The organism is Myxococcus sp. RHSTA-1-4 (assembly GCF_020037125.1).
In the GTDB taxonomy this organism is placed as follows: domain Bacteria; phylum Myxococcota; class Myxococcia; order Myxococcales; family Myxococcaceae; genus Myxococcus.
Genome location: NZ_JAIQDG010000026.1, coordinates 135,695 through 154,676, shown reverse-complemented (window position 1 = coordinate 154,676; position 18,982 = coordinate 135,695). Strand labels below are relative to the sequence as shown.

At 70.8% G+C, this 18,982-nt stretch carries 20 protein-coding genes and 11 tRNA genes; 22 read left to right on the top strand and 9 right to left on the bottom strand.

From position 1 onward, the window contains the following. Positions 1 to 3 precede the first annotated feature (3 nt). The gene (locus K8638_RS30675) at positions 4 to 519 is read left to right on the top strand and encodes an HAD family hydrolase (protein WP_223758222.1); all 516 of its coding nucleotides are present in this window, start codon (positions 4 to 6) and stop codon (positions 517 to 519) included. Between the two features lie 206 nt (positions 520 to 725). After that, positions 726 to 1,049: a hypothetical protein gene (locus K8638_RS30670; RefSeq protein ID WP_223758221.1), complete on the top strand. Its 324-nt coding sequence runs from the start codon at positions 726 to 728 to the stop codon at positions 1,047 to 1,049. Between the two features lie 86 nt (positions 1,050 to 1,135). Here K8638_RS30670 and K8638_RS30665 read toward each other — a convergent pair whose 3' ends face one another. Both K8638_RS30665 and K8638_RS30660 read right to left on the bottom strand, forming a co-directional pair. Continuing rightward, entirely contained in the window at positions 1,136 to 1,489 is a 354-nt protein-coding gene (locus K8638_RS30665; RefSeq protein WP_223758220.1) for a hypothetical protein, read from the bottom strand. Beyond that, the gene (locus K8638_RS30660) at positions 1,486 to 2,319 is read right to left on the bottom strand and encodes an SDR family NAD(P)-dependent oxidoreductase (RefSeq protein ID WP_223758219.1); all 834 of its coding nucleotides are present in this window, start codon (positions 2,317 to 2,319) and stop codon (positions 1,486 to 1,488) included. Before K8638_RS30660 ends, K8638_RS30665 begins: the two co-directional genes overlap by 4 nt. Before the next feature lie 265 nt (positions 2,320 to 2,584). Between K8638_RS30660 and K8638_RS30655 the strand changes: the two genes are divergently transcribed. Then, entirely contained in the window at positions 2,585 to 2,836 is a 252-nt protein-coding gene (locus K8638_RS30655; RefSeq protein ID WP_223758218.1) for a hypothetical protein, read from the top strand. Then, positions 2,836 to 3,741, top strand: a complete 906-nt coding sequence (locus K8638_RS30650; RefSeq protein WP_223758217.1) for a tetratricopeptide repeat protein — start codon at positions 2,836 to 2,838, stop codon at positions 3,739 to 3,741. Before K8638_RS30655 ends, K8638_RS30650 begins: the two co-directional genes overlap by 1 nt. Positions 3,742 to 3,748: 7 nt before the next feature. Here K8638_RS30650 and K8638_RS30645 read toward each other — a convergent pair whose 3' ends face one another. From K8638_RS30645 to K8638_RS30635, 3 genes are all read right to left on the bottom strand, one after another. Then, positions 3,749 to 4,672 carry a hypothetical protein gene (locus tag K8638_RS30645; RefSeq protein ID WP_223758216.1) on the bottom strand — a complete coding sequence of 308 codons (924 nt, stop codon included), beginning with the start codon at positions 4,670 to 4,672 and terminating at the stop codon, positions 3,749 to 3,751. Between the two features lie 46 nt (positions 4,673 to 4,718). After that, a complete protein-coding gene (gene mgtE, locus K8638_RS30640) occupies positions 4,719 to 6,044 on the bottom strand; it encodes a magnesium transporter (protein WP_223758215.1) in 1,326 nt (441 codons plus the stop codon). A 174-nt stretch (positions 6,045 to 6,218) separates the two neighbouring features. After that, the gene (locus K8638_RS30635) at positions 6,219 to 7,577 is read right to left on the bottom strand and encodes a hypothetical protein (RefSeq protein WP_223758214.1); all 1,359 of its coding nucleotides are present in this window, start codon (positions 7,575 to 7,577) and stop codon (positions 6,219 to 6,221) included. Positions 7,578 to 7,798: 221 nt separating this feature from the next. Between K8638_RS30635 and K8638_RS30630 the strand changes: the two genes are divergently transcribed. The 6 genes from K8638_RS30630 (at position 7,799) to K8638_RS30605 (ending at position 8,488) form a co-directional block, all read left to right on the top strand. Then, positions 7,799 to 7,954 carry a hypothetical protein gene (locus K8638_RS30630; protein WP_223758213.1) on the top strand — a complete coding sequence of 52 codons (156 nt, stop codon included), beginning with the start codon at positions 7,799 to 7,801 and terminating at the stop codon, positions 7,952 to 7,954. 101 nt (positions 7,955 to 8,055) lie between these two features. Continuing rightward, a tRNA-Glu gene (locus K8638_RS30625) sits at positions 8,056 to 8,128 on the top strand. 22 nt (positions 8,129 to 8,150) lie between these two features. Then, positions 8,151 to 8,222 (top strand) — tRNA-Gly (locus K8638_RS30620). 15 nt (positions 8,223 to 8,237) lie between these two features. Continuing rightward, a tRNA-Leu gene (locus tag K8638_RS30615) sits at positions 8,238 to 8,311 on the top strand. A 10-nt stretch (positions 8,312 to 8,321) separates the two neighbouring features. Then, positions 8,322 to 8,397 (top strand) — tRNA-Pro (locus K8638_RS30610). A gap of 20 nt (positions 8,398 to 8,417) precedes the next feature. After that, positions 8,418 to 8,488 (top strand) — tRNA-Ala (locus K8638_RS30605). Positions 8,489 to 8,494: 6 nt separating this feature from the next. On the opposite strand, the gene K8638_RS30600 is transcribed toward K8638_RS30605, so the two are convergent. The 3 genes from K8638_RS30600 to K8638_RS30590 form a co-directional block, all read right to left on the bottom strand. Then, positions 8,495 to 8,884 (bottom strand): VOC family protein, encoded by a 390-nt coding sequence (locus K8638_RS30600; RefSeq protein ID WP_223758212.1) that lies wholly within the window; start codon positions 8,882 to 8,884, stop codon positions 8,495 to 8,497. Between the two features lie 88 nt (positions 8,885 to 8,972). Further along, entirely contained in the window at positions 8,973 to 9,764 is a 792-nt protein-coding gene (locus tag K8638_RS30595) for an AraC family transcriptional regulator (protein WP_223758211.1), read from the bottom strand. A 13-nt stretch (positions 9,765 to 9,777) separates the two neighbouring features. Continuing rightward, complete coding sequence (locus K8638_RS30590) at positions 9,778 to 12,873, bottom strand: LamG domain-containing protein (protein ID WP_223758210.1); 3,096 nt, start codon at positions 12,871 to 12,873, stop codon at positions 9,778 to 9,780. A gap of 178 nt (positions 12,874 to 13,051) precedes the next feature. Between K8638_RS30590 and K8638_RS30585 the strand changes: the two genes are divergently transcribed. The 12 genes from K8638_RS30585 (at position 13,052) to K8638_RS30530 (ending at position 18,268) form a co-directional block, all read left to right on the top strand. After that, the gene (locus K8638_RS30585; RefSeq protein WP_223758209.1) at positions 13,052 to 13,204 is read left to right on the top strand and encodes a hypothetical protein; all 153 of its coding nucleotides are present in this window, start codon (positions 13,052 to 13,054) and stop codon (positions 13,202 to 13,204) included. Between the two features lie 98 nt (positions 13,205 to 13,302). Then, positions 13,303 to 13,374, top strand: a tRNA-Gly gene (locus K8638_RS30580). 17 nt (positions 13,375 to 13,391) lie between these two features. Next, positions 13,392 to 13,462 (top strand) — tRNA-Ala (locus K8638_RS30575). A 7-nt stretch (positions 13,463 to 13,469) separates the two neighbouring features. Continuing rightward, a tRNA-Leu gene (locus K8638_RS30570) sits at positions 13,470 to 13,543 on the top strand. Between the two features lie 245 nt (positions 13,544 to 13,788). Next, positions 13,789 to 13,861: transfer RNA gene (locus tag K8638_RS30565), tRNA-Glu, on the top strand. A gap of 15 nt (positions 13,862 to 13,876) precedes the next feature. Beyond that, positions 13,877 to 13,950: transfer RNA gene (locus tag K8638_RS30560), tRNA-Arg, on the top strand. A 9-nt stretch (positions 13,951 to 13,959) separates the two neighbouring features. Further along, positions 13,960 to 14,032, top strand: a tRNA-Val gene (locus K8638_RS30555). A gap of 102 nt (positions 14,033 to 14,134) precedes the next feature. Beyond that, positions 14,135 to 15,478 (top strand): 26S protease regulatory subunit, encoded by a 1,344-nt coding sequence (locus tag K8638_RS30550; protein ID WP_223758208.1) that lies wholly within the window; start codon positions 14,135 to 14,137, stop codon positions 15,476 to 15,478. 5 nt (positions 15,479 to 15,483) lie between these two features. Continuing rightward, a complete protein-coding gene (locus K8638_RS30545; RefSeq protein WP_223758207.1) occupies positions 15,484 to 15,957 on the top strand; it encodes a hypothetical protein in 474 nt (157 codons plus the stop codon). Positions 15,958 to 15,985: 28 nt separating this feature from the next. Then, positions 15,986 to 16,909: a lipopolysaccharide assembly protein LapB gene (locus tag K8638_RS30540; protein WP_223758239.1), complete on the top strand. Its 924-nt coding sequence runs from the start codon at positions 15,986 to 15,988 to the stop codon at positions 16,907 to 16,909. 10 nt (positions 16,910 to 16,919) lie between these two features. Further along, the gene (locus K8638_RS30535; RefSeq protein ID WP_223758206.1) at positions 16,920 to 17,309 is read left to right on the top strand and encodes a hypothetical protein; all 390 of its coding nucleotides are present in this window, start codon (positions 16,920 to 16,922) and stop codon (positions 17,307 to 17,309) included. Beyond that, on the top strand, positions 17,306 to 18,268 hold the full coding sequence (locus K8638_RS30530; protein ID WP_223758205.1) for a hypothetical protein: 963 nt from the start codon (positions 17,306 to 17,308) through the stop codon (positions 18,266 to 18,268). Before K8638_RS30535 ends, K8638_RS30530 begins: the two co-directional genes overlap by 4 nt. Before the next feature lie 151 nt (positions 18,269 to 18,419). On the opposite strand, the gene rraA is transcribed toward K8638_RS30530, so the two are convergent. Continuing rightward, the gene (gene rraA, locus K8638_RS30525) at positions 18,420 to 18,917 is read right to left on the bottom strand and encodes a ribonuclease E activity regulator RraA (protein ID WP_223758204.1); all 498 of its coding nucleotides are present in this window, start codon (positions 18,915 to 18,917) and stop codon (positions 18,420 to 18,422) included. Positions 18,918 to 18,982 lie beyond the last annotated feature (65 nt).

Sequence of the window (18,982 nt, the reverse complement as noted above, 5' to 3'; positions counted from 1 at the left end):
GCCATGAACCAGGACCTCGAGTCGCTCAAGTCGCGGGTGAGCCGCCTGTCGGTGATGATTTTCGACATCGACGGCACGCTCACCGACGGCCGCATCTTCTGGGTGCCCAACTCCGGGTGGACGCAGATGTACAGCGTGCGCGACGGCATGGGCATCAAGCGGCTGCAGGAGGTGGGCATCGAGGTGGCCGCCATCTCCGGCGGAGACAGCCTGTCCGCGCAGATGCGCATGCAGTCGCTGGGGCTGAAGCACGTCCACTTCGGCAGCCAGGACAAGGTGGCGCACTTCGAGAAGCTGCTGGCGCTGCTGAACGTGTCCGCGGACCGGTGTGGCTACATGGGCGACGAGGTGGTGGACCTGCCGCTGCTGAAGGCAGTGGGCTTCTCCGCCGCTCCGCCCGAGGCTCCCGACGAGGTGCGCGCCCAGGTGCACTACGTGGCCCAGAAGGCCGCGGGCTTCGGCGCCGCCCGCGAGGTGTGTGAGTTCATCCTCCGGCACCGTCAGAATCCGACAACCTGAGCGCTGGGTGCCGCGAAGCGTCACCTGCTGAAAAGACGTCTGACCGAGATGCATACCCGGGTTGTCGCTCCGGGGGGGCCTCCCTAGCTTGGGTTTCGCGCGAGGGCCTGGACGGCGCGAGACACATGGGAGGCGACGTGGGGATTCGGCGGATGTGGCTCGGGCTGACCGTGGCGGCGATGGGACTCTCCCTCGGGACGGGCTGCATGTCCCCCTCTCCGGAGGCCGAGGCGCGTCTGGCGGCGCTGGAGGCCGAAGGTGAGGAACTGGACACCGCGCTCGACTCCATCGAGGTGCGGCTCCTGGGCAACCAGGCCATGCTCCAGACGTGGCAGGAGCTGGGGCGCAGGCACCAGGAGGTGACGCAGCTCCACTGTCAGACGTCGGACGCGCACCTCGTGGCGATGATGAAGCACTACAACAAGCAGGAGGAGAAGGGGCGTCAGCTCCGCCGCCGCCGCAGTGGCGTGGCCGCCGTGGACTCCACGGTGCTCACCTCCGGCAAGGCGTCCAAGCGCCGCAACAACTGACGCGCGCCACGGGCGCCTCCTTGTCCATAGGGAATCGGCGCTGCCCGGCGGTGGAGGGAACGTTCATTCCACGCGGCAGGCTCCGTCTACCAGCGCATGCGCCCGAGCTGGACCGCGCCGAACAGGCCGAGCGCACAGACCCCTGCCACTCCGAGGGCAAGTCCGCCCAGTCGGAACCGCGGGTCGGGTGCCAGCCGCTTGAGCCGTGACAGGCCGACGATGAGCCCGAGCAGCGCACCCACCGGTGTGCCCAGGAGCAGCCCGAGGAGGCCCGGGAAGCCGTGCGCATCCTGATTCAGGGCCTTGTCCAGGAGGACGCCCACCGTCAGCCCGAGCGCGCCTCCGCAAACGATGAACGCCGCGAGGAAGAAGAGGCCACTGACGACGAAGCGCGCGAGCTGGGTCGGACGCGGCTCACCGGAGAGCGGAGGCATGCTCACGGCTTGCTCCGGCGCAGGAGCCGCCTGCGCATGTAGCCGTCGAAGGCGACGACGGTGCGGTGGAACAGCCCGGGAGCCAGACGCCGGAAGCGCCAGCCCCAGCGGGCATCGGCCATGGGCAGCTCGTAGAGGACGCCCCGGTCCACGGCCTTCAGGAGCTTGCGAGCGACGACCTCCGGGCCGACGTGCGAGGTGTCGACCATGCGCGTTCCCAGCGTGCGGAGCGTGTCCTCGGAGTAGCGGCCGCTGCTGGCGATGTTGGTGCGGAAGAAGGTGGGGCAGGCGACGGTGACGCCGATACCGGCCTCCCGCAGCTCGGCGGAGAGCGTCTCGGAGAGCGCGACCACGGCGGCCTTGGACGCGTTGTAGGGCGCGAGGTCGGGCACGTACATGAGCCCCGCGGCCGAGGCGATGTTGAGGATGTGCCCGGAGCCCTGCCTGCGGAAGCGCGGGGCGAAGACATGGCAGCCGTGGATGACGCCCCACAGGTTGACGTCCATCACGTGCTTCCAGTCCGACAGCGGCAGCTCCCCCACGCGCCCCGCGCTCAGCACGCCCGCGTTGTTGACGAGCAGGTCCACGCCGCCGAACACGCTGTCGACTGCGGTGGCCAGGGCCTCGACCTGCTCGGGGCGGGTGACGTCGCAGACGTGGACGCGGGCCTCGCCACCGGCGGCGGTGACACGCTGGGCGGTCTCCTCGGCGGAGGCCGCGCTGATGTCGGAGATGAGCACGCGGGCCTGCCGGCGCGCGAGCTCCTCGCAGAGCGCGCGGCCCAGGCCACTGCCGGCGCCGGTGACAACTGCTCGGGGACGTGGAGGAAGGCTCATGCGTGCTGTCTCCGCGGCTCCTCGAGGACCTCCATCAGGATGCGCTCCAGCATGTTCCGGCCGCTGCCATCACCGCCATACCCCGGGAGTCGTCCTGGCCGGCAGGAGCAGAACCCAGCCCGGTTATAACCACCGGGTTGTTCATGACACACCCGCTTTCCATAGCTTTCCCCGCATCTGTCCAAACCGTACGCCGGGCATGAGGGCAGGCAGGCAGGCGCGGGGTTCCGTGACGGCGCGGGTGAATCCGGCTAGAACCGCCGCCGTGAGACGCGACGCATATGGTGTGGTCGCCGCCATGGCGGCGGGCCTCCTCGGGTGCAATGACCTGGAGGTCTGTGGCTCCACGTCCCAGGACATCACCCGCACGGACGGGGGCGTCTATCGCTGTGTCACCTCCGAGGACTGCCCGCGCACCTCGCGCGTCAATGTCTGCGTGACGGACGTGTCCCCTGTCGCCGAGTGCGTGCAATGCGAGGACACGAAGTGCGTCACCGTCATCCCGGAGTCCTGCTAGTGCGGCCCCTGCGACTCGCGCTCTCCGTGCTGGCCCTCGCCGCCGCGGGCTGCCGCGACAAGCCGGTGGACCACCTCCAGCGCGCCCGCGACGCCACCTTCGAGAAGCGTCCCGACGAGGCCCTCGTCGAGTACCGCAAGGCCTTTGACGGGTTGCGCCATGACGGCTCACCCGAGGCAAGCGTCCTCCGCGCCCGCGCGCTCAAGGGCGCCGCCGACGTCTACTGGCTGGAGCAGCGCAAGGTGAAGGAGGCCGTCGGCGTCTACCGCGAGCTCGTCCAGCAGTGCCCCGACTCTCCCGAGGCGCTCGAGGCCCGCATCATCCTCGCCGAGCTCCTGCGCGTGCACTACCGCGACCTGCGCGGCGCCATCGACTCCCTCACCGCCGCCCTCAAGCTGAACCCGCCCCAGGGCGCCGAGCTCCACTACCAGGTCGCCAAGCTCTACTTCGAGCTGGCGGACTACCAGCAGTGCGAGCTGGAGACCCGCCGCCTCATCGAGCGCTTCCCCACCAGCGCCTTCGTGGACGACAGCCTCTTCCTCCAGGCCCAGGCCATCGCGATGATGGAGGGCCGGCGCCAGGAGGCCTCGCGCACCTTCGCGGACCTGCGCACCCGCTTCCCGGACTCCGAGCTGGCACCGCACGCCCTGTTTGAAATGGGCAAGCTGAAGGCCGACGCCAACGACAACGAGAAGGCGATTGAGCTCTGGGTGGAGACGCTGAAGACGCACCCGGACCCGGCCCTCGTGCAGGACTACATCGCCCGCGCCCGCAAGCGCATCGCCAACACCACCGCGGAGGGTGTGGGCCAGCGCGAGGTGGCCTTCGACCGCGCGCGCCCCGCTCGCAGCTCGCTGGAGGCCGTGGGCGGCAGGCCCGAAGAGGCCGCGACCGAGCACGACTGACGCCGGCCTACGCCGGCACGTCCAGCACCGCCTCCAGCAGGGGCGCCGCCACCGCCGGGTCATCCGCGTCCGCCACCAGCAGGAGGTGCACGCGTCCGCCCTCCACCCGCGCGTCCACGCCCTCCAGCTTCACCTTCGCGTCCACCGCGTCCAGGAACACCGGCGTCCCGTCCGGCGCCAGCACTCCCACGGCCGAGCCCGCCACCGGCCCGTCCGCGTACGCGTCGCGCGTGTCCTCGGCCGCGGCGGTGAACACCAGCCGCCCGTCCGGCAGCGGCGAGGCATCCGTGAAGGACAGGCGCACCCCGCCGGCCCGGCCCAGCTCCCAGCGCCGCGTCGTGCGCACCACGTCCGGGCCCAGCGCGCCCACCTCCAGCCCGCGCTGCGTGCGCTCGCGGTCCAGGTCCACCAGCGCGTCCGCGCCCGTGTCCCCGTTGCCCCGGTTGAGCAGCCGCAGCCGCCCGCCCACCACCGCGGCGCCCTCGATGTTGAGCGGCCCCAATTCCCGCGAGAGCTGCGCGTACAGCGCCGAGCAGTCCACCGTCCTCACGCCGCCCGCCAGCGTCCCGTCCGCCGCCAGCGGCACCACTGCCCCGCGCAGCCGCTGCTCCGTGGAGCCCGAGGGCAGCGCCAGCAGCGCCCCATGCGGCGCATCCGCCAGCGGGCCCAGCAGGCACAGCACCTCCAGGTCCGGCTTGGCCGCCTTGCGCGCCTTCGGCTCCTCCGGGAGCCCGCCCGGAAAGAGGCGCACGCTGTGCCCCGGCGCGTCGCCCCGGGCGGGGAAGACGGCCAGGTGCAGGGCATCATCCGCGACGATGTAGAGCCATGGCCCCACGCGCACCAGCCCGCTGGCCGCGGACACGTGCGCGGGGCGTCCGGGCTCCTCCGGAGCCTCCAGGGTGAGGGTGCGCCGCTGGGTGGTGCGAATCATGGCTGGGCCTCCGCCGGGGGAGGCAGCCACCGCCGGCCCCGGAATCTCAGAGCAGCGTACCGCGCAGAATCAGGCTGGCGACGGTGAAGTAGATGACCACGCCGCTGACGTCCACCAGTGTGGCCACGAAGGGCGCGGACGCGCTCGCGGGGTCGAAGCCGAAGCGCCGCAGCACCAGCGGCAGCATGGAGCCCGCCAGCGTGCCGAACGTCACCACGCCCAGCACGGACAGGGCCACCGCGACTCCCAGCATGAAGAAGTGCTCGCCGTACGAGCCGGAGAGGCCGTGCCAGATGACGATGCGCAACAGGCCCACCAGCCCGAGCACCAGGCCCAGCACCAGGCCGGACAGCGCCTCGCGGCGGGCCACGCGCCACCAGTCCTTCAGCCGCATCTCCCCCAGCGCCAGCGCGCGGATGATGAGCGTGGACGTCTGGCTGCCGGAGTTGCCGCCCGAGGAGATGATGAGCGGCACGAAGAGGCTCAGCACCACCGCGCTGGCGATTTCGTCCTCGAAGCTGCTCATCGCCGTGGCGGTGAGCATCTGCCCGAGGAAGAGCACCAGCAGCCAGCCGATGCGCTTCTTCAGCATGCCGAAGAAGCCCACCTCGAAGTAGGGCGCCTCCAGGGCCTCCATACCGCCGACCTTCTGGATGTCCTCGGTGGCCTCTTCCTGGACGACGTCGACGATGTCGTCCACCGTGACGATGCCCTTCATCCGGCCCTGCTCGTCGAGCACCGGCAGGGCCATGAGGCCGTGCTCGCTGAAGAGCCGGCCCACCGCCTCCTGGTCCGTCTGCTCCGCCAGGGTGACGACGTCGCGCTGCATGACGTCCGCCACCTTCTTGTCGGGGGCGGCCTGGAAGAGCTGCCTCAGGGACAGCACGCCCAGCAGGTGCTGCCCGGCGTCCAGCGCATAGGCGTAATAGACGGTCTCCACCTTCTCCCGCGCCTGCTTGCGCAGGTAGCCGATGGCCTCGTCGATGCTCATGTCCGGCCGCACGCGGGCGAAGCGCGGGTTCATCAGACCACCCGCGTCGTCCTCCGCGTAGGCCAGCAGCACGTTGACCTCGCGGCGGCTGGCATCGTCGAGCTGCGAGAGGATGGCCTCCGCCTGCTCGGGCTCCACCGCCTGCACCAGGTCCGCCAGGTCGTCCGGCGGCAGGAGCCGAACCCAGGGGCGGCGCTCGGCGGCGGGCAGGTGGAGGATGAGCTCCGCCTGGTCCCTCGCGGACAGGCTGATGAAGAAGTCGTCCGACACCGCGGGGGGCAGCAGCCGGAAGCCCTCCAGGCGCTCGTCGATGGAGAGCACCGGCCAGGCTTCGTAGAGCTCCTCCACGGAGAGCGAAGCGCTCTGAGGGCTTTCCATCATCGGCTCACCTCCGGTCGGTGGAGCGTGCGTCGGGACGACGCGGCGCGCCGCCTCTCTACACCCGGGCGGCGGGCACGGCGAGAGGCAGGCAAGCGACATTCCGCGCTTTTTCTCGCGGCCGTGCCCCGGGCCGGGATTCACACCGCCCGTGTGGGCTCCAACAAACGCCGGAAGTCAGCCGGCGGGCCGCTCGAAAATCACGGTGCTGCCGTTGGTCGGCCGGTTGTCCCCCTCCCAGTAGAAGCGGGGGGAGACGGTGCGCAGCTCCTGGGCCAGGCTCGAGGTGCCGGGGAGCCGCTCCAGCCCCAGGGGGCCGGGCAGCGTGGGCTCCACCGGCATCACGGAGAACGCGCCCGGGTACGAGCCGAGCTGGACGTCGGGGATGATGAAGCCGGCGCGGAGCGGCGACAGGACGCCCTGCACCGGCGCGTCCAGCGCCAGGGTGCCCTGCTCCACCAGTGCCCCCTTCCGGGCCTTCCACAGGTGCAGCGTCTGTCCGAAGGGGGCCTGGAAGGGGTCCCCGACGCGCGTCCACACGGTGCCCTCCGCGTAGCCCACCGGCAGGCCGGGCAGCGGCTGGCAGGGCTCGGGCGCGGCGGTGTAGACGCCGTCCGGCCCGAGCTGGAACGGGCACGCGCGGCTGTCCGGAGCCCGCTCCATCTGCACCACCATCAGCCGGTCCTCCGCCACGCGCACCAGCAGCCCCGTCACGCTGTCGATGCCAAAGGGCACCGTGGCGCCCGAGGGCCAGGGGGTGGCGCCCGCGGCGGCGAGGACGCCGGTGTCCGTGAAGGTGAAGCGGTGCAGCGACCGGGCGTCGAGCACCAGCAGCTCGTTCTCCGTGGCGAGCCGGCTCTGGATGGCCGGCAGCGACTGGCTGAGCAGGAGCGAGCCGGTCAGCTCCAGGTCGGTGCCGGTGTCGACGAAGCGGCGCACCCTGCCCTCGCCCACCACCCAGACGACGTTCCCCGAGATGGCCACGTCCGGGGCCACGGTGGAGGTGCTGAACCGCACGGCCTTCGCGTTGGGCTCGCGCAGCGCCACCCCGTCACACAGCCAGGTCCCCCGCGCGGTGCGGTCGAGCTGTGTGCACCGGGGCAGCGGCAGCGTGATGGAGCTGTTGCTTCCCCTCCAGGGCCGCGCCACGTAGGCGCCGAACTGCTGGACGCTGCCCACCGGCGCGAAGGCGACGAGGACGTGGTGGCGGCCGGCCATCCTCGGCGTGAAGCGGAGGATGGCGGACGAGCCGCCCCCGCTCAGGCTCACCTCGACGGGGAGCTCCGTGTTCTCCGGGTCGAACACCTGCGCGGTGACGCTGTCCGGGAGCTGGGAGGCGCGGGTGTCGTCCCTACAGGCGAAGGTCTGGAAGGGGGAGACGTGGAGGGTGGCCGAGGAATCCACCTCGTACGCGGGGGGGCTGACGCTCGTGTTGCCGCCGATGGAGGGGGGGGTGATGCAGGGGGCGTCGGACGCCGAGCAGCCAGACACGGCGAGCACGGCGGTCAAGGCGAGGAGGGGGGAGGCGGTCTTCATCGGGGGGGTAGGCCGCGCCCGTGCCCCTTCGGCCCGGGGGGGACGGGTGCGGCGCGGGCTCCTCCCTTCTCTTACCCCCATTGCCCCCTCCCGGTCAGCCCCGGGGGGGCCCGGGCCCGGCGGAGTCCCCGGCCGGATGTCCGCTGGAGGAAGGAGAAATCACTTCCGTGTCAGGGATGAATCCGCCGCGGCGTCATTTCCCACTGAAAGGAGCGGTGACCATGACGCTGGCGAACCTGACGAGCCCGATGAACCCCGAGCACCTGAACGACACTGTCATCGGCATCGATGCGCTCGCGCCCGCCGGCCTGGCCACCGCTCTTGAACCCGCGCTGCTGGGACCCGCCGCCGGCGGTGAACCGCCCGGACGACTCTGACCCTCCGCGCCCGTCATCCGACGAGGCACGAAGCGACCAGAGGCCGGGCTCCCAGAGGGGAACCCGGCCTCTCTCGTTTCCGGGTCCACGCAGTACCCGCTGCCCCGTTCGTCTATCGGCGTAGGACGCCGCGCTTTCAATGCGGAGAGACGGGTTCGACTCCCGTACGGGGTACTCACGCAGCAATGCAACACATGCGGCCGTGGCCGAGAGGCGAGGCCCCTGAGCGCCACTCAGGAGAACGCGGGTTCGAGTCCCGCCGACCGCTCTAGTCGTACAGCACGCCGCGGTAGCCCAACTGGTAGAGGCGCTGCGCTCAGAACGCAGAGGTTGCGGGTTCGACTCCCGCCCGCGGTATGGCAGTCCTCGGGATGTAGCTCAGCTTGGACAAGAGCGCGCGCTTGGGGTGCGCGAGGTCGCTGGTTCGAATCCAGTCATCCCGACTCGAAACACCCTGCTTCATGGGGCCATGGCTCAACGGGAGAGCACCCGGCTGGCGTCCGGGAGGTCCGGGTTCGATTCCCGGTGGTTCCACTCGACTCAAGCGGACATTGGCGTGCAGAGCTCCACCAGGACTCCGTCGAGGTCCCTCACGTAGGCCACCGTCTGCCCCCAGGGCTTCTGCCTGGGAGGCTGGACGGGCCGGGCGCCGGCCTTCACCGCGCGCTCGAAGGCGGCCTGCACCTCCGGCGTGACGAGCGCCACCTCCACCGCGGCCGCGTCCTCCTTCGCCCGGTTCGGGCGCACGGTGAGGCCGTTCTCCTTCGCCAGGCCCTCCACCGCGAAGGCGAGCGCGGTGGCTCCTGTCTCCATCTCCGCGTAGGTGTTGCTCTCGTGAAGGAAGCGGCGTTGCAGGCCGAAGGCCTTCTCGTAGAAGTCGACGGTGGCGGGCACGTCCTGGACGTAGAGGATGACGTAGCCGAGCTTCATGGCGATGCACTCCGATGCGGGTAGGGGAACAGCGTGCGGGGTGTTCGCACGATGCGCCCCCGCCTGTCTTGAAGGAATCGGACAGGGCTCATTCCAGCAGCGCCGTGGGCGTGACGCCCGCCAGCTCGCGGACCTCGCGTGACAGGTGCGCCTGGTCCGAGTAGCCGCACGCGAGCGCCACCGAGGCCAGGTCCTCCTCCGCGCCGGAGCGCAGCAGCGACACGGCGCGCTGGAAGCGGAGCACCCGGGCGAGCCGCTTCGGCGGTACGCCCGCCTCGTCCAGCACGTCGCGGTGCAGGGTGCGCTCGCTGACGCCCAGCGTTCGCGCCAGCGTGGACATGCGCACCTGTCCTCCCGAGGACTGGAGCCAGCGCAGGGCTTGCGTGACGCGAGGGCGGGGCTCGGTCAGGGGCGACGCCAGCCGATGCGCGAAGGTCTCCTGGAGGAGGGCCAGCGCGCGCGCCGGTGAGGGACAGTCCTCGAGCCGCCGCTGGAGCTGGACGAAGGCCGGCGCGCAGTCCTCCACGGGGACATGGAGGCCACACAACTCACGCGGGCTCACGCCGAGCAGGGGATGCGCCCAGCCGGGCTTCAGCCGGACGCCGAAGCTCACCGCGCCGGGCTCGACGTCGACGAGGGCGAAGCGCTCCATGGGGCCGACGACGGAGAGGCTCGGGCCGGCCAGCCACGTGGGGCCGCCCGCGTCGCGGAACTGGAAGATGAGGTCGGTGCAGCCGTCCGGCAGGATGCGGCTCTGCGTGAGGCCGGCGCCCGAGCCGCGGGGCGGCGCGGTGTAGCGCCAGAAGGCGTCCACCGCCTCCGCCAGGCCGGCGGGAGGCGCCCACTGGATGTAACCCGTCGTCGTCCCGCCAGCCGTCATCGCGCACCCGTGCTCAGGGCTCGAAGCCCGCGCCACCATTCCACAGTCGCTGACTCTCCGCTTCGGTCAGCACCCGCTTCCAGTAGCCGATGGCGTCCAGCGTCCCGTGCAGGTGGGCGTCCTGGCAGGTGTTGTGGGCGCCCAGGTTCAGGTCGGCGGAGCTCACATGGACTCCCGCCGTCCAGGGGCTCGACGCCACCCCTCCGCGGTCGGTGGTGGTTCCGACTCGCAGGTTGAGCGTTCTCCCGAGCGCGTCATGCCAGGCCTCCAGGAAATAGAAGGTGTCCAGGGCCACCGTGGCGGGGTGGACGACGCCGCCAATCTCCCCGGTGCCGGCTCCTCCGGTGCTCGACACCTGGAGCTCGAATCGCTGAAGGGACGCGTTGTACCAGACGCGGTACTCCCTCCCGCCCGCCGCGTTGTTCCATTTCCCGACGAACGTCTGGCTGTCGTAGAACGAGGAGAGCTTCATCCAGCCCGCCCAGGTGAAGCTTCCCCCACCGTGGCTCATCTGCGGCGCGCTGGGACGCCAGAAGTGGTACCCGGCGGGGCCGTTCACCTGCTGCCCCATGCCCTGGATGGCTTGCACCTGCGTGGTGCCTGCCGCATCGGCGGGGAAGGGCATGACGTCCAACCCGCTCACGAGGTCGGCTCGCGCGGCCGTCCCTGCTTCGTTCATCCGCCAGAACATCGTCGCGGACTCCGCCAGGGAGGCCGCCGGGTCGGGCGGCGCATGCACGCAGCCCGTCAGTCCGTACTTGGACGCGAGGTAGTCCTCGATGGCGGCGCGCTCGTCCTGAAGGAGCGCGCGGCGATAGACGATGAGCTCCGCGAGCTGTCCCGCGAACGGGTCCCTGGACTGTCCGCTCTGGGAGCCGTCGCTCGCGCCCAGCGTGGACCGGCCATATCCGTAGGCATTCGTCGTGGAAGCAGAGGCGCCCTGTGAGGCACAGTTGACGAACAGCCGGCTGGCTCCGGACTGGGCCACGGCGGTCAGCACGCGGGTCGCCCCATCGTTGGCGGGGGCCGCCGCGGACAGGTGCAGGCCGCTGCCGTTCGAGTTGGCCTTCACGGTGGGGTTCCCCGCCACGAAGGTCAGCCCGGCGCCATAGGTGGTCAGGAAGCCCTCCGAGGACGAGCCCGTGCCCACGATGTGTCCCTCCGTGTCGGTCGTCTGGAGCACGGCGAAGACCGTGAGGGGGAAGTTGCCGGAGGCGAAGACATTGGAGGCCAGGTCGAGGCGGTCATTGACACCGTCGAACTGAATGGCCGCGTGGCCCGCGATGGCGGCGCGTCGCAACACGGGCTGCAGGCTCGCGGTGCCCTGGGTGGCATGGCTGCCCTGGCCCGAGGCATCGGCCCAGGTGCCCACGGGCGAGCCGTCCGCCGTGCGCAGGTCATCCGCCCGGAGCCACAGGGCCCTTCCTTCCGGGACGACGGCTTCATCCGCGCACGAGCCGCCGTTACCCCCGCACACGCCGCAGGCGTCGATGACGGCACCACTGCCCGGCACTCCATCGCAGCCGGCGGGCGCGGTGATGGCCACCCCATACTTGCTTCCGAGGTACTGCTCGATGAGGGTCCGCTCGCTCTCGCCAAGGACCCGGTGGTAGACGAGCACCTCCGCCAGCTCACCGGCGAAGGGGTCCTGGGACGCGCTCGAACTGGAGCCGTCGCTGGCGCCGAGCGTGGACTTGCCGTAGGCGTAGGCATTGAGCGGGGCGTAGGACTCGCCCGCGGACTGGCCGTTGATGTACAGGGCGCTGGGGCCTCCATGCGCCACGGCGGAGATGACCCGGACCTGACCGTCGTTGACGGTGGCTCCCGGCAGGAGCAGCCCCGCTCCGTTCGAGTTGGCCTTGAGCGCTGCCTGTCCCGCCGTGAGGAACAGTCCCCCGCCATAGGTGGTCAGGAAGCCCGCCGAGGACGAGCCGGTGCCCACGAGGTGCCCCGCCACATCGGCCGTGCGGAGCACGACGAAGACGGTGAGGGGGAAGCGGTTGCTGGCGAAGACGTTGGAGCCCAGGTCGAGGCGGTCGTTGACGCCATCGAACTGGAGGGTCGAGTGACCGGAGAACGCGTTCCGCCGGAGCAGGGGCTGGGCGTTCAGTGTGCCCTGGGTGGCATGGCTGCCCTGGCCCGAGGCATCGGGCCAGCGTGTCACCGCGGAGCCATCCGCCGCGAGCAGGTCATCCGCCCTCAGCCACAGGGCCCGACCCTCCGGGACGACGGCTTCATCCGTGCAGGTGCCGCCATCGCCACCGCACACCCCGCATGCATCGACGATGGCGCCGCTGCCTGGGACTCCATCGCAGCCTGGAGGGAGGGTGATGGCGAGCTGGTATTTCCCGCCCAGACACAGCTCGAGGGTGGTCCGCTCGCTGTCGCTGAGCGCGCGGTCGAAGACCATCAGCTCGGCCAGCCGGCCCGCGAAGGGGTCCTGGGACGCGCCGGAACTGGAGCCGTCGCTGGCGCCCAGCGTGGACTTGCCATAGGCATAGGCATTGAGCGACGCGGACGACTGCCCCGCCGGCTCGCCGTTCACGAACAGGGTGCTGCCTCCGGTCTGGGTGACGGTGGAGATGAGCCGGGGCTGCCCATCCGTCACCGTGGCGGCGCCGCTCAGGAGCAGGCCACTGCCATTCGAGTTGGTCTTGACCGTGGGCTTGCCCGACACGACGGTGAGACCCCGGCCATAGGTGGTCAGGAAGCCCGCCGAGGATGAGCCGGTACCCGCGATATGGCCGTTCGCGTCGGTCGTCTGGAGCACAGCGAGGACGGTGAAGGGGAGGCTGCCGGCGGCGAAGACATGGGTGGTCAGGTCGAGGCGGTCGTTGATGCCGTCGAACTCGATCGCCGCGTGGCCCGCGATGGCGGCCTGCCGGACCAGGGGCTGGGCGCTGGTGGAGCCCTGGACGGCGTGGACGCCCTGGCCCGAGGCGTCAGGCCAGCTCGCCAGGGGAGTGTTGTCTTCGAGGAGGATGTCGCTCGCGCGGAGCCACAGGCGGAGGCCGTTGACGGGAGGCTCGCACTCACTCGAGCTCTCGGCCGTCCTGCGTGCCGGGGTGTACCCGGGAGTCTGTTCGGAGCCGGTGCAGGAGAGGGACATCCAGGAGCAGCCGAGGAGAAGCGTGGCTGCCAGGCGCGCGCGGACCCGGGGCGCTCGGGGGGCGGACAAGAGGGGCATGGCCCGAGGTTAGCTTTCCCGGCGGGTCGTTCGAAAACACCCGTTGCGTGTCAGGGATGGATTTTCCGCGCGTCTATTTTCGCTGAAAGGAGCGGTGACCATGAACACGGCGAACCTGACGAGCCCGATGAATCCCGAAAACCTGAACGACACTGTCATCGGCATCGATGCGCTCGCGCTCGCTGGCCTGACCACCGCTCTGACCGTCGCACTGCGTGAAGAGCGCGCTGGCGATAGTCCACCCGGACTCTGACCTCCCGTGCCCGTCACCCGACGAGGCATGAAGAGACCAGAGGCCGGGCTCCCAGAGGGGACCCGGCCTCTCGCTTTTCCGGGTCAACGCAGCACCTTGCAGTCGTGGCCGAGAGGTGAGGCCCCTGAGCGCCACTCAGGTGGACGCGGGTTCGAGTCCCGCCGACTGCTCTACACAGAAGACTCCTGGGGCCATGGTTCAACGGGAGAACACTCGGTTCGCATCCGAGAGGTCCGGGTTCGATTCCCGGTGGTTCCACTCCAACGCCGCGATAGCCCAATCGGTAGAGGCACTGCAATCAGAGTGCAGAGAGTGCGGGTTCGACTCCCGCTCGCGGCATGGCAGTCCGTAGTGCGCAGTGCCTTCCTGCTCCGGGATGCGATTGGATCGCAGCACGGCCGTCTACCGTGTGAACAGGGTTCGATTCCCTGTCGGAGCGCTCTTCCCCACCACGACTCGTGGGAGGTCCCATGCGCTTCATCCACCTGAACGACCCTGGGCCGGACCTCGAGTCCGAGCCTGAACTGCTGGACGGAATCGCTTCCTTCTAGCGCCCCGGCGCCGGCTTCCGGCGCCCACTTCCCGCCTCGTTCGTCTATCGGCGAAGGACGCCGCACTCTCAATGCGGAAAGACGGGTTCGACTCCCGTACGAGGCACTCTCGCAGTCTTTTGGTTCTGTAGCTCAGTGGATGAGAGCACTCGGTTGCGGACCGAGGGGTCGCAGGTTCGAGTCCTGCCAGGACCGTTATTCGATGCACGCCGAGCCAGCTGGAGACGGCATCGGTCTGACGTACCGACTTCGCCGGGTTCGATCCCCGGGGCGTGCACTCGCGTCAAATCCTCACAACGGGTGTAGGCCCGGGCGGTGTATGTCCTGTCCTCCTGTTGTGCCATCCGCCTCGGTGTGGCAAGGGAAGGGCACTTCCGCCATGGATGACGCCACCCTCTCCTCACTGAAGGCCGCTCTCGCGGCGAGTCCCGACAACGGCCCGTTGCTGGCGTTGCTGCTGCGCGCCCACCTCACCCGTGGCGAGCTGCCCGCCGCCCGCGAGCTGCTCGGCACGCGCGCACCGGAGCACCTGCCCGAGCAGGACCGGCACGTCGGCGCCCAGGTGCTGCTCGAGAGCGGTGACGCGCGCCGCGCGCTGCTCTTCTGCCAGGGCTCCACCGCGGAGCAGGCCCTGTGGGCCGCCCGCGCGCACCTGGCGCTGGAGGAGCTGGACGCCGCTCGCGCCGCGTACCAGCGCGCGGTGACGGCCAACGCCACCCTGGAGGACATGGACCTGCGCGCGCGCCTGTCGGCTCGCGTGGCGGAGGTGCCGGCGCCGCAGGGCGGCCCCCGCCTGAGGGTCATCTCCAACGACGACACCACCGAGGAGGACGTGGCGCGCGCGGTGGCTCCTCCGCTGCCGCCCATCACCTTCGCGGACGTGGGCGGCCTGGACGAGGTGAAGCGGCAGGTCACCCGCCGCATCATCCAGCCCTTCCAGAAGCCCAGCCTCTTCGAGCGCTTCCGCCGCAAGGCGGGCGGCGGCATCCTGCTGTATGGCCCTCCTGGCTGCGGCAAGACGCTGCTGGCGCGCGCCACCGCCGGTGAGTGCAAGGCCCACTTCTTCAACGTCGTCATCTCCGACGTGCTGGACATGTACATCGGCGAGTCGGAGCGGAAGCTGCACGCCCTCTTCGAGAAGGCGCGCCAGAGCACTCCGTCCGTCCTCTTCTTCGACGAGCTGGAGGCGCTCGCCGCCAAGCGCCAGTACAGCCGCGAGGCCGCCAGCGGCAAGCTGGTCAGCCAGTTCCTCACGGAGATGGACGGCTTCGCGCAGACGAACTCGGGAGTGCTGGTGCTCGGCGCCACCAACACGCCGTGGGCCATCGACCCGGCCTTCCGCCGCCCCGGCCGCTTCGACCGCGTCTTCTTCGTCCCCCCGCCGGACGCGCCCGCGCGCCGCGACATCCTCCTGCTGGCGCTCAAGGGCCGGCCCCAGGAGGCGAACCTGGACCTGGACTTCATCGTCCAGCGCACCCAGGGCTTCTCCGGCGCGGACCTGTCCCACGTGGTGGAGACGGCCAGCGACCTGGCGATTGAGCGCTCCCTGGACGCCGGCGCGGAGTCGCCGCTGCGCGACGAGGACCTCAAGGCGGCGTTGCGCGAGGTGAAGCCCACGGTGCTGGAGTGGCTCACCACCGCGCGCAACTACGCTCGTTATGCCAACGAGGGCGGCCAGTACGACGAGGTGCTGAGCTTCCTCCAGGCGCACGGGAAGTCCTGAACCTCATGCGCGCGAACACCTACGCCATCGTCGACGAGCCCCGGCCGGGTGCCCTCCAGCAGTGGGTGGTCAACCCCATCTGGCCTTTCTTCGCGCTGATGTTCGCGGGGAGCTGGCTGGCCCTGCCCTGGTTCGCCTTCAACGGCGTGGCCATGGGCAGCGCCACGCGGCGCCGCGAGCTGCTGGTGGTGCTGCTGGCCACGCCCCTCAAGCTGGGCCTCTTCCTCTTCCTGCTGATGCTGCACAAGAAGACGGGGCTGCCGGAGGGCGCGCTGCGCTACTTCCTGGTGGGCGTGACGGTGCTGAAGCTGGGCCTGGGCTACTGGCTCCTCAACCTGCAGCAGCCTGCCTTCGGCCTCTACCAGTACTTCGACGGGCCGGTGCGCAACGGGATGTTCGTGGTGTTTGGCGCGGCGCTGGTGCACCCGCGCGTCCTCGAGTTGTTTGGCGGCTGGCTGTGGCAGATGGTGGTGTGGTGATGCGTGGGGGCATGACGCCGTGGAACGGATGAGCTCGGACCGGCTGCTGTCCTTCGCGCGGGCGCAGCTCCAGCGCGGGGACCTGCATGGCGCGGTGCGGACCTTGCGGCAGGTGCTGTCCGAGGAGCCCACGCTCGCGGAGGCGCATGCGCTGCTGGCCCGCGTCCTGCTGAGGCAGAAGCGCCTGCACGCCGCGGAATACGAGGCGCGCGAGTCGCTGAAGCTGGACCCGCACCTGCCCCTGGGCCACGCCGCGCAGGCCTCCGTGGCGATGATGCGCGGCCTCCACAAGGAGGCGGAGGAGCACCTGTCCACCCTGCTGGAGCTGGAGCCCGAGGTGCCCGCCTGGTGGCGGCTCAAGGCCCGGCTGCGGAGCCTCCAGGGCCGGCGTCAGGAGACGCGCGAGGCGCTGTTGCACGCGCTCGGCCTGGACGCGGCGGACCCGGACACGCTGGTGGACCTGGGCGAGGAGGCGCTGGAGCGCGGAGACCTGAAGGAAGCCGAGCGCCGGGCACACGAGGCGCTGGCGCTCACTCCCGAGCACGAGGACGGCCTGGTGCTGATGGGGCACGTGCTGCTGCGGCGCGGAAAGCTGGACGAGGCCCACGAGCACGCGGTGTGGGCCCTGCGCCAGGACGCGACGGACTCGGGGGCGCTGAGGCTGATGGTGGCCATCAAGGCCCGGCGGAGCTGGTGGCTGGGATTGTGGTGGCGCTACAACGCGTGGATGGAGACGCTGGGCACCACTCGCGGCACGCTGGTGCTGCTGGTGGCCTACGTCCTGTCACGTGTGGCCACCTTCGCCGCGGAGGACCTGGGCTCGGAGGGTGGGGCGACGGTGGTGCAGACGGTGTGGCTGGGATTGGTGGTGTATAGCTGGGTGGCCCCCGGCATCTTCCAGCGCATGCTCCGGCGGGAGCTGACGGAAGTGCGGCTCAAGGCGGGCTTCTGAGGTGAACGGCATGGACTGGCGCGAGGTGAGGACACGGCTGGCGTGGGGCGGCGCCTTCCTGGTGGCGGGCTGCGTGGTGCCCCAAGCCGCCCAGCGCTGGCTGTGGCCGCCGGTGCGGGTGACGGTGGTGAACGGCTCCACGGGCGAGGTGCTCCGGGACGTGGAGGTGGTGATGGCGGGGGAGTCGCACGCCGTCGGAGAGCTGGGCTCCAACGTCTCGCACCAGATTCCCCTCCAGGCCGCCAGCGCGGGCCTGCCCGTCCTGGTGCGCTTCGGCGCCCGGGGACGGCGGTGGGAGACCCGCTCGGTGGTGCCCGCCGGCGCCTGCTGTGGTGACAGGCTGAGGCTGGCGGTGGCGCCGGAGCTGCGCGACGAACCCTTCGTGCTGGATACGCCGTGAGCCCCGTCACCCTGCAAATCAACCTCGCGCCCACGGACTACCCGCACGCGCGCCTCATCCTGCCGCACCAGCTCCGTCAGCTCGGCCCGTCCGTCCAGGAGGTGCTGCTGGTGATGGACCTGCACCGCAGCCAGGGCGCGCGCTTCGCTGAGGCGTGGCTGGAGCGAAAGCCGAAGATGGAGCGGCTGCTGTCGGAGCTGTCCTCGGCGGACCCGCGCATCCGCGTGGTGGAGGTGGACTACTCGGAGGCCACCACCCGCGCGCTCTCCGAGCGCTTCTTCGGGGGCACCCGGCTGCCGATGAAGGACTCGCGCGGTGGGCCGTACCACTCGTACTTCTTCGGGCTGGCGGCGGCGGCGCACCGGCACGTGCTGCACCTGGACGCGGACATGCTGATTGGCGGCGGCTCGCGGGCCTGGATGGCGGAGGCGGAGGCGCAGCTCGCCGCGCGCGAGGAGCTGGTGAGCTGCAGTCCGCTGGCGGGCCCGCCCCGCGCGGACGGCACGGTGGCGGGGGATTCCCGCTGGTACGAGCCGGACGGGCGCGTCCCCGGGGCCTTCCGCTTCCGGCGCTTCAGCAGCCGCGTCTTCTTCGTGGACCGCGACGCCTTCGCGCGACGCGTGGGCCCGCTGCGGGCGCGGCTGGCGCCTCCCATCCACGTGCTGCGCGCGTTGCGCGCCGGCAATCCGCCGTACCGCGAGCCGGAGAACCTGGTGACGCGCACCATGGTCCGGCGGGGACTGTGGCGGCTGGACTTCCAGGGCTCGGCGCCGGGCCTGTGGTCGCTGCACCCGCAGTACCGCTCGCCCACGTTCTATGAGCGGCTGCCGGAGCTGATTGCCCGCGTGGAGTCCGGCGACATGCCCGACGCGCAGCGGGGCCAGGAGAACGTGCAGGACTGCCTGGTGGACTGGTCCGACGTGCGGGCCGCGCGGAAGCGGTGGTACCGGCGCGGGTAGGGCGGGCCGCGCATGATGGCGGTGCGGGGGGCGCCCTTGCTCCGGTAGATGCTGAGCACGAGCGAGAACCTGGCGGGTCCACGCGGAATGGACGCTCCATTCCGGCCCGGGGGCTGTAAGGGCCCACGGCAGGACTCATCCGCGTCCTGAATCAGCGCAGCGCCTTCTCCGACGTGATGATGCCGTCCGCGTCCGCGTAGAGGTAATGGCCGGGGCGGAAGGTGACTCCGGCGAAGCGGACCTCCACGTCGCGCTGACCCTCGTTGCGCTTGTTGCTCTTGAGCGGATGCGTGCCCAGCGCCTTCACGCCGATGGCGGTACGTCCCACGTCCTCCGCGTCGCGGATGCAGCCATTCACCACCACGCCGGCCCAGCCGTTCTTCTGCGCCAGCGCGGCGAGCTGGTCACCCACCAGCGCGCAGCGGCGGCCGCCGCCACCATCCACGACCAGCACCCGGCCCTGTCCGGGCTCCTCCAGTGCCTTGCGAACGAAGGAGTTGTCCTCGGGCGCACGCACCGTGCTGATGGGGCCGGAGAACGAGCGGCGGCCGCCATAATCGAGGAAGCCGGGCTCGGCGACCTGGAAGTGAGGGGTGTTCGAGTGCTCGTCGCAGAGGTCGGCGGTCTTGAAGTCCATGGAGTCGCTCATGCGCGCAAGCCTGCTCGGGGCTCACGCGAGGACGCAACGTCCAACTCGCGGAGGACGTCCTCTGC

Excerpts from the sequence above, each read along its gene's own strand:
- K8638_RS30675 (WP_223758222.1), top strand. The coding sequence starts at position 4 with ATGAACCAGGACCTCGAGTCGCTCAAGTCGCGGGTGAGCCGCCTGTCG.
- K8638_RS30670 (WP_223758221.1), top strand. The coding sequence starts at position 726 with ATGTCCCCCTCTCCGGAGGCCGAGGCGCGTCTGGCGGCGCTGGAGGCC.
- K8638_RS30660 (WP_223758219.1), bottom strand. The coding sequence starts at position 2,319 with ATGAGCCTTCCTCCACGTCCCCGAGCAGTTGTCACCGGCGCCGGCAGT.
- K8638_RS30645 (WP_223758216.1), bottom strand. The coding sequence starts at position 4,672 with ATGATTCGCACCACCCAGCGGCGCACCCTCACCCTGGAGGCTCCGGAG.
- mgtE (WP_223758215.1), bottom strand. The coding sequence starts at position 6,044 with ATGATGGAAAGCCCTCAGAGCGCTTCGCTCTCCGTGGAGGAGCTCTAC.
- K8638_RS30635 (WP_223758214.1), bottom strand. The coding sequence starts at position 7,577 with ATGAAGACCGCCTCCCCCCTCCTCGCCTTGACCGCCGTGCTCGCCGTG.
- K8638_RS30630 (WP_223758213.1), top strand. The coding sequence starts at position 7,799 with ATGACGCTGGCGAACCTGACGAGCCCGATGAACCCCGAGCACCTGAAC.
- K8638_RS30600 (WP_223758212.1), bottom strand. The coding sequence starts at position 8,884 with ATGAAGCTCGGCTACGTCATCCTCTACGTCCAGGACGTGCCCGCCACC.
- K8638_RS30595 (WP_223758211.1), bottom strand. The coding sequence starts at position 9,764 with ATGACGGCTGGCGGGACGACGACGGGTTACATCCAGTGGGCGCCTCCC.
- K8638_RS30590 (WP_223758210.1), bottom strand. The coding sequence starts at position 12,873 with ATGTCCCTCTCCTGCACCGGCTCCGAACAGACTCCCGGGTACACCCCG.
- K8638_RS30585 (WP_223758209.1), top strand. The coding sequence starts at position 13,052 with ATGAACACGGCGAACCTGACGAGCCCGATGAATCCCGAAAACCTGAAC.
- K8638_RS30550 (WP_223758208.1), top strand. The coding sequence starts at position 14,135 with ATGGATGACGCCACCCTCTCCTCACTGAAGGCCGCTCTCGCGGCGAGT.
- K8638_RS30545 (WP_223758207.1), top strand. The coding sequence starts at position 15,484 with ATGCGCGCGAACACCTACGCCATCGTCGACGAGCCCCGGCCGGGTGCC.
- K8638_RS30540 (WP_223758239.1), top strand. The coding sequence starts at position 15,986 with ATGAGCTCGGACCGGCTGCTGTCCTTCGCGCGGGCGCAGCTCCAGCGC.
- K8638_RS30535 (WP_223758206.1), top strand. The coding sequence starts at position 16,920 with ATGGACTGGCGCGAGGTGAGGACACGGCTGGCGTGGGGCGGCGCCTTC.
- rraA (WP_223758204.1), bottom strand. The coding sequence starts at position 18,917 with ATGAGCGACTCCATGGACTTCAAGACCGCCGACCTCTGCGACGAGCAC.